Genomic DNA, 6,506 nt, shown 5'->3' with positions numbered 1-6,506 from the left:
ATAATAATTTTACAGGAGAAAAATACTGATGATTGATATCTTAAAAAGAGTTAACCTCTACTTAATTGGCATGATGGGTGTTGGTAAAACAACAGTAGGAAAACTAATAGCGGCGGAAATTGGTTATAGATTTGTAGATACAGACGAAGTGATAGTCAAAGCCGCGGGTAAATCTATCAACGAAATATTTACCGAAAATGGTGAACCAGAGTTTCGTAAGTTGGAGGGTGATGTCTTAGCTCAAGTTTGTGCCTATACTAAATTGGTTGTAGCTACTGGTGGGGGTGTTATCATGCAGCAACGGAATTGGAGTTACCTCCATCATGGTTTGATAATTTGGTTAGATGCACCAATACAAATAATCTTACAGCGATTGGCGGCAGACAATACCAGACCACTTTTACAAGATGCTGATATGGAAAGTAAATTGCGATCGCTTTTGGAACAACGTCAGCCAATGTACTCCCAAGCTGATTTACATATTACTATTAGCGCGACCGAAACACCAGAAGAAATTGCCACACGCATCCTAGCCACAATTCCCAGTATTCTCAAACAGCAATAAGTAGGTGAACACAATAAAACCAAACTGTGTAAAGAAACGTAAAATCGCCCAAACCCTCTTTCCTCTTGCCTTTTGCCTTGCCATAATGACAATTTTCCACGCCAACCTACTTAATTCTTTCTTTGAGGGTGGTGTTGCTTAATGAACAGATAAACAAGTCTCACGCCAGGCGGAAAGGCGCAAAGTTTTTTATTCTATCTATAAGAAGGAATAGAAAGCAGGTAATTTTTTGTCAAAAGAAAGATGCAGAATTCTCACATCAGGAGTTGAATTGAATCTAGATTCTATCATTATCCTCAACGGGGATGAAATCTATGGCTATATTTTCTCTTGATGAACTCAAAAATTTAGTCCAAAATCCTGAGTATCCATGCGTTTCTCTGTATCTACCTATGGAAAAACTAGGCGGAGAAACGCGACAAAATCCAATTCGGTTTAAAAATTTAATTCGAGAAGCTGAAAATCGCTTAGATGACATAGGATTACGCCATGCTGAAACTATAAATTTGCTCAAGCCAGCAATGGAATTAGACAATACTGATTTTTGGGAAATTCAAAATCAGGGATTAGTAATTTTTATTTCCCCAAATCTATTTCGTTACTATTGTTTACCTATTTCCTTTCCCAAATTAGTGGTTGTGGGCAAAAATTTCCACATTAAACCCTTACTAAATTTGATTAATAATGATGGACAATTCTACATTTTGGCTTTAAGTCAAAAGAATGTTCAGTTTTACTCAGGAACGCGCTATCAACTCCATGAGGTAGAAGTAGAAAATATGCCTCGTAATTTGGAAGAAACTCTTTTAGAAGATGAATTTCAAAAAGGTGTACAGCATAGAGTTGGTATAGCTAGAGGTGCGACTTCCGCCGCTCAACAGCCTGGTTCTGTCCATGGACAAGGTAGTCCAGATCGAGAGAAACATGAAGAAGACATTTTACAATTTTGTTATGCTGTTGATAGTGCATTACATGAAAAATTACGAGGTAAAAAATCACCTTTAATATTAGCGGGTGTGGAGTATTTATTACCAATTTACCGACAGGCTAATACTTATCAATATTTAATAGAAACAGGTATTACTGGCAATGTAGAACTTCTCAAAAACCAAGAATTAAATCAGGCAGCTTGGAAAATTGTTGCCCCTTTATTTCAACAAGAATATGAAGATCTAATGGCTGTTTATCTGCAACTTGCTGGGGAAGAAAGTAGCAAAATTGCCAATGATATCAAAACAATTGTTCCCGCTGCATATTATCAAAGAGTTGATACTTTATTTGTGCCTGAAAAAGAATATATATGGGGTAAATTTGATTTACCAACTGCTACAGTTGAGTTACATCCAGAACCGGCACCAGACGATGAAGATATGTTAGATTTTGCCGTGATTCACACCATGTTAAATGGTGGTAAAGTATATAGTCTAGAGCCAGAAGCAATGCCTAGTGGAGTCAAAGTGGCGGCTATTTGCCGATATTAATTTTAAGCGTCAGATCCCCGACTTCTTAGAGAAGTCGGGGGTATTGTTGTATATAAATAATTTAGGATTGCTATAGAAAATGAAATTGTAACCGTTCACAGGGGGTGAGAATTTATTAAAAAACCTGAAAGCTTTGTCTGTTGGGTTTTTCAGGCAACTTGACATATTAACGAATGGTTCTTAAATTGGCTGGAAAACGATTTGCAAACCGATATAGAGATTTTGCGAATTTCAAATGACCTAAAAAAATCAAATCTATAACGTTTTTCATGCTGTTTTCGTGAAATCTCATATAGAGTGTTTTTTGTACCCCCCGTGAACGGTTACGTTGGTTTCCGACCTGTTCCCTTCTCTCTCTACGAGACGCTACACGAACGAGCTACGCACATTAGTCAGGGAACTGTAGTCAACTCACGCCCCATTCATCCCCCGCTCCTAAGAGTGAGCGGGGGGCTTCTGTCGGGAAAGCTAACTACATTATTCGTCAATCTGCCAAGCATCCTTGGTATATTCTTCATCAAGGACTTTCTTGGGACGGACTAAGACAATCATTTTTCCTAACAGGGGAATTGCTGGTGCGGTTTCAAACCATTGAAAGTCAATACTATCGCCGTTTTCAAACACAAAGTAATTGGAAATATCCCATTCTCTTTGAGCGCGATCTATGACGATCATGATCGGTTCAACTTTGTTTTGATGGGGGTTGGGGAAAATATCGCTATTACCAATGACAACTACAGGATCTTCTGCATTTAGTAGCACTTTCCAGCCCGGTAAGGCTACCCAAGCTTGTTCTCCGGCAAATTTAACAATCCGAAATGGTTGAATTTCGGTAATAAATGGTACAGCTTTTAATTCCTGTGATGTTAATGGTAACTCGCCTACAACCGGTAAAATCCGGGGTAAATCTTCATCAATTTCTAGACGATAAAATGGTAAAATCGGCGGTGCTACTTTAGCCGTAACGCTAAAATCCATTAACAGTTGTTCTAGTTGTTTTCTGGCTGTTTCGGAGTGAGCAAAGCGTAAGCCCTTGGCAATTAAGCGCGATCGCTCGGATAAGTCAGATTTTTGTTTAGCATATTTCCAGGATTGATAGGCGATCGCATCTCCTGGATGTTTACTAAAACCTTCGGGTAAACTAGAAAACCAAGAATAGTCTTTCACTGCTTTGGCTATATCCCTGACTACATCAGCATCAAGTTTGTATTGATAGGTCAAATCCGCAGTCGTGGCTCGGTCTTCTTGGGTTAATCCACGCAATTCATATAAGACATCACTACTCTTGGTGCTATAATATGCCAATGTTGCCGATGATGAGCCACATTTTTCCATAGAATTATAAACCTGAGAGCCAACAATTACCTGATTTTGTTGAATTGGTTCAAATCCAGTGGCTTCAAAGATGTCTTGGGGATTGTAACCATTTTTTTGCAGGTAGGCGATCGCCTGTCCCCATTCTACCCAAGTCCCCTGTTTTTGTCTCAGCTTAACTAATAATTCTGTGGCTGTTTCTTGGTCAGGATTTGGCAAATTGGGCTGTATTTCGGTCATAATTAAAGGATGCGTCTTAAAAAGTTAATACTGTCTGATGAGCGTGAAGAAATGTAAAGCTAGAAAACTATCTTCTTCTCTTATGTGTATTTTGACTTATTACTCATGAAAATAGTCAGAAAAAATAAGTGAGATATATAGTTGTAAAATTAGTGTATCAAAGAAATTTGCATCTCATTTGAGTTTTCAGCGCTATTCTTAACATCATACAGATAGAAAATATAACAAAATAGCAGCTAACACGGATATATTTATGGATAAACCCAATTTTGAATCTAACCAAGTTCGCCGTCAACGCCTAACCCCTGAAAGTGCCAAAAAACTTAATGTTCCCTATTCCCTCAACAAATGAGTAACGAAGTCCGCGCTATATTTAATCGTATTGCTCCTGTTTATGACCAACTTAACGATCAGTTAAGCTTGGGACAACACCGCATTTGGAAAGAAATGACAGTCAAATGGAGCGCAGCTAAACCTGGTGATACTGGCTTAGATTTGTGTTGTGGTAGTGGGGATTTAACCTTTCGGTTAGCACGTCATGTAGGGAAAATAGGCAAAGTTTATGGAGTAGACTTTTCCGCTAACTTACTAAATACTGCTCAAGAACGCTGCAAAAATTACTATCCCCAACCTCCTATTAATTGGGTAGAGGCAGATGTATTAAATTTACCTTTCGATGGTGATTATTTTGACACAGCCACGATGGGGTATGGATTAAGAAATGTTAAAGATATTCCCGGTAGTCTCAAAGAAATACACCGTGTCCTCAAACCAGGTGCGAAAGCCGCAATTTTAGACTTTCATCGTCCCAACAATCAACAGTACCGCGCTGTGCAACAGTGGTACTTGGATAATCTGGTAGTTCCCATAGCTACTAATCTAGGCTTAAAAGACGAATATGCTTATATTAGCCCTAGTTTAGACCGATTTCCCACTGGGAAAGAGCAAATAGAGTTAGCTCTTGAAGCCGGTTTTATGAATGCCACACATTACCCCATTGCTAACGGTATGATGGGAGTATTAGTAGTAAGAAATTAAAAATTAAGGTTCTACTGCTCCCCTTATGGAGAAGAATATTAATTTGATTTTTGTAGCTTGGGTTGAACGAAGTGTATCCCTTACGGGAGCCGAAGGCATAACCCAACATTGGCGGTAAGATAAGTAATTGGACAAAAATATTTACAGTCATTGCGAGCGAAGGGAAGCAATCACAACCCTTGCGATTGATTCATTTCACTTCGTTCCATATGGCTAACGCTACGCTAACGCAATGACATTGTGTAATTAATTCTGTCTCGCTACTTAGTAAGAGTTGTTGGGTTTCCTTGCGTCAACCCAACCTACAATAAATGTTGTTTTACGTAAAGGGAGCGGTAGAACCAAAATTAATAATTCAATAAAACTTCCATCCTTACCCATTACCCATTACCTAATCCAAAAGCCTGTGGATTTGTCTAGAATTCTATTATATATATCTCCCCCCATTCTGGGTGGATTAATTGGCTATTATACCAACGACATAGCCATAAAAATGTTATTTCGTCCCTATAAAGCCGTTTATATTTTTGGACGAAAAGTACCGTTTACTCCTGGTTTAATTCCTAGTAATCAGGAACGGTTAGGACAGAATATTGCTAATGCGATTATGAAATCGCTACTGACTCCAGAAGAAATGCAAAATCTGGCGCGGAAACTCCTACAACCTGAACGATTACAAGGTGGAATTCTCTGGTTATTACGTCTGGTAGTTGATCAAGTTAAAGGTGATAAAAACCCTCGTAGCACTAAAATTTTAGCTGGTATTTTACGGGATTTATTAGGTGAATCTTTACCGCGTCTCTTGAAGGTTTTGGCGAGAAAAGAAACATTTTTAGAAACCCAAGTTAACCAAATATTTGACAAAGTATTACTAGAATTTCAACTCAGTGATGAACAATCTATCCGGTTAGCTGATTGGTTGCTAGAGGTGGTTTTACCTTCAGATAGATTACGACAAGTTATTATTGATTTTTTAACAGATCGGACAATTCAAACTATTGATGAAAGCTTTCGAGAAAAAACCAGTGGTACTTATTGGGTAGTGGCAAATTTGTTTGGGTTGAAAAATACTTTAACTCGATTACGGACATTTTGCTTAGATGAGAAAGAAGCAACTAACAAGCGATTGCAAGAATTAATCAAAGATTTAAGAATGCGCGATCGCATTAAAGAATTATTACAAAATTTATCTTTGCAAAATCTCCCAGTTGGTACAGTGCGTCAACTGCGAAAAACTATTAGAGATAATGTCCGTCAATATCTACAAAATAGTGGTAGTGATTTACTGAAGGAATTAACAGAATCGGCTGACTGGGAAAGGATTTCTATTGTATTACTAAATCGCTTAAGTAGTTCAAGCGTTGTTAACACCTCCTTAGAATTTGTTGCACGGGATTTAGCATCAATTTTAGAAAAGTATCTGGAAAAAGATTTAGAAGTTATTGTATCTCAAGCAATTCCTATTTTATCTATAGATCAGGTAATTGTAGAACGAGTCAAAGGTACATCACCTGCTGAGTTAGAAGATGCAATTGAGGGAATTGTCAGAAATGAATTACAAGCAATTGTCACTTTGGGTGGTGTTTTAGGTTTTGTTGTTGGTTTGTTACAAGTAGGATTTTTATTTTTGAGTCAATCTATGTAATTGGTAATGGGTAATGGGTAATGGGTAATGGGTAATTGGTAATTAATCGCTTCAGAAGTATCTGGCAATCTAAGTAGGTGAACAGAAAAATTTAAAGGTATGTGAAGAAAAGTAAAATCACTCAAAACTCTCTTCCTGTTCCCTTGCCCCAACGACAACTTTTAACGCCCACCTACTTAGTTAAATACCTTCATAATTTGAGATTAAACTAGTATTTAACAAT

Annotated in this window: 5 protein-coding genes; 4 read left to right on the top strand and 1 reads right to left on the bottom strand. The window is 37.8% G+C overall.

Annotated elements, in window-relative coordinates:
• The first annotated feature begins 28 nt into the window (after positions 1-28).
• Positions 29-565 (top strand): shikimate kinase, encoded by a 537-nt coding sequence (locus IQ228_RS18235; RefSeq protein ID WP_193963833.1) that lies wholly within the window; start codon positions 29-31, stop codon positions 563-565.
• 314 nt (positions 566-879) lie between these two features.
• Entirely contained in the window at positions 880-2,046 is a 1,167-nt protein-coding gene (locus IQ228_RS18230) for a hypothetical protein (RefSeq protein ID WP_193963831.1), read from the top strand.
• A gap of 477 nt (positions 2,047-2,523) precedes the next feature.
• On the opposite strand, the gene IQ228_RS18225 is transcribed toward IQ228_RS18230, so the two are convergent.
• Positions 2,524-3,600, bottom strand: a complete 1,077-nt coding sequence (locus tag IQ228_RS18225) for a RuBisCO accumulation factor 1 (RefSeq protein ID WP_027402835.1) — start codon at positions 3,598-3,600, stop codon at positions 2,524-2,526.
• A 348-nt stretch (positions 3,601-3,948) separates the two neighbouring features.
• On the opposite strand from IQ228_RS18225, the gene ubiE reads away from it, so the two are divergent.
• On the top strand, positions 3,949-4,638 hold the full coding sequence (gene ubiE / locus IQ228_RS18220) for a bifunctional demethylmenaquinone methyltransferase/2-methoxy-6-polyprenyl-1,4-benzoquinol methylase UbiE (RefSeq protein ID WP_193963829.1): 690 nt from the start codon (positions 3,949-3,951) through the stop codon (positions 4,636-4,638).
• A gap of 406 nt (positions 4,639-5,044) precedes the next feature.
• Positions 5,045-6,283: a DUF445 domain-containing protein gene (locus IQ228_RS18215; protein WP_027402833.1), complete on the top strand. Its 1,239-nt coding sequence runs from the start codon at positions 5,045-5,047 to the stop codon at positions 6,281-6,283.
• The last annotated feature ends 223 nt before the right edge of the window (positions 6,284-6,506 follow it).

The sequence above is a fragment of the Dolichospermum sp. LEGE 00246 genome, assembly GCF_015207865.1.
GTDB lineage: Bacteria > Cyanobacteriota > Cyanobacteriia > Cyanobacteriales > Nostocaceae > Dolichospermum > Dolichospermum heterosporum.
Note: the sequence above shows the minus strand (reverse complement) of the source record. Positions and strands in the feature narration are given on the sequence as shown.

Bases quoted from the DNA above. Each gene is read 5' to 3' on its own strand.
- IQ228_RS18235 (WP_193963833.1), top strand. From the start codon at position 29: ATGATTGATATCTTAAAAAGAGTTAACCTCTACTTAATTGGCATGATG.
- IQ228_RS18230 (WP_193963831.1), top strand. From the start codon at position 880: ATGGCTATATTTTCTCTTGATGAACTCAAAAATTTAGTCCAAAATCCT.
- IQ228_RS18225 (WP_027402835.1), bottom strand. From the start codon at position 3,600: ATGACCGAAATACAGCCCAATTTGCCAAATCCTGACCAAGAAACAGCC.
- ubiE (WP_193963829.1), top strand. From the start codon at position 3,949: ATGAGTAACGAAGTCCGCGCTATATTTAATCGTATTGCTCCTGTTTAT.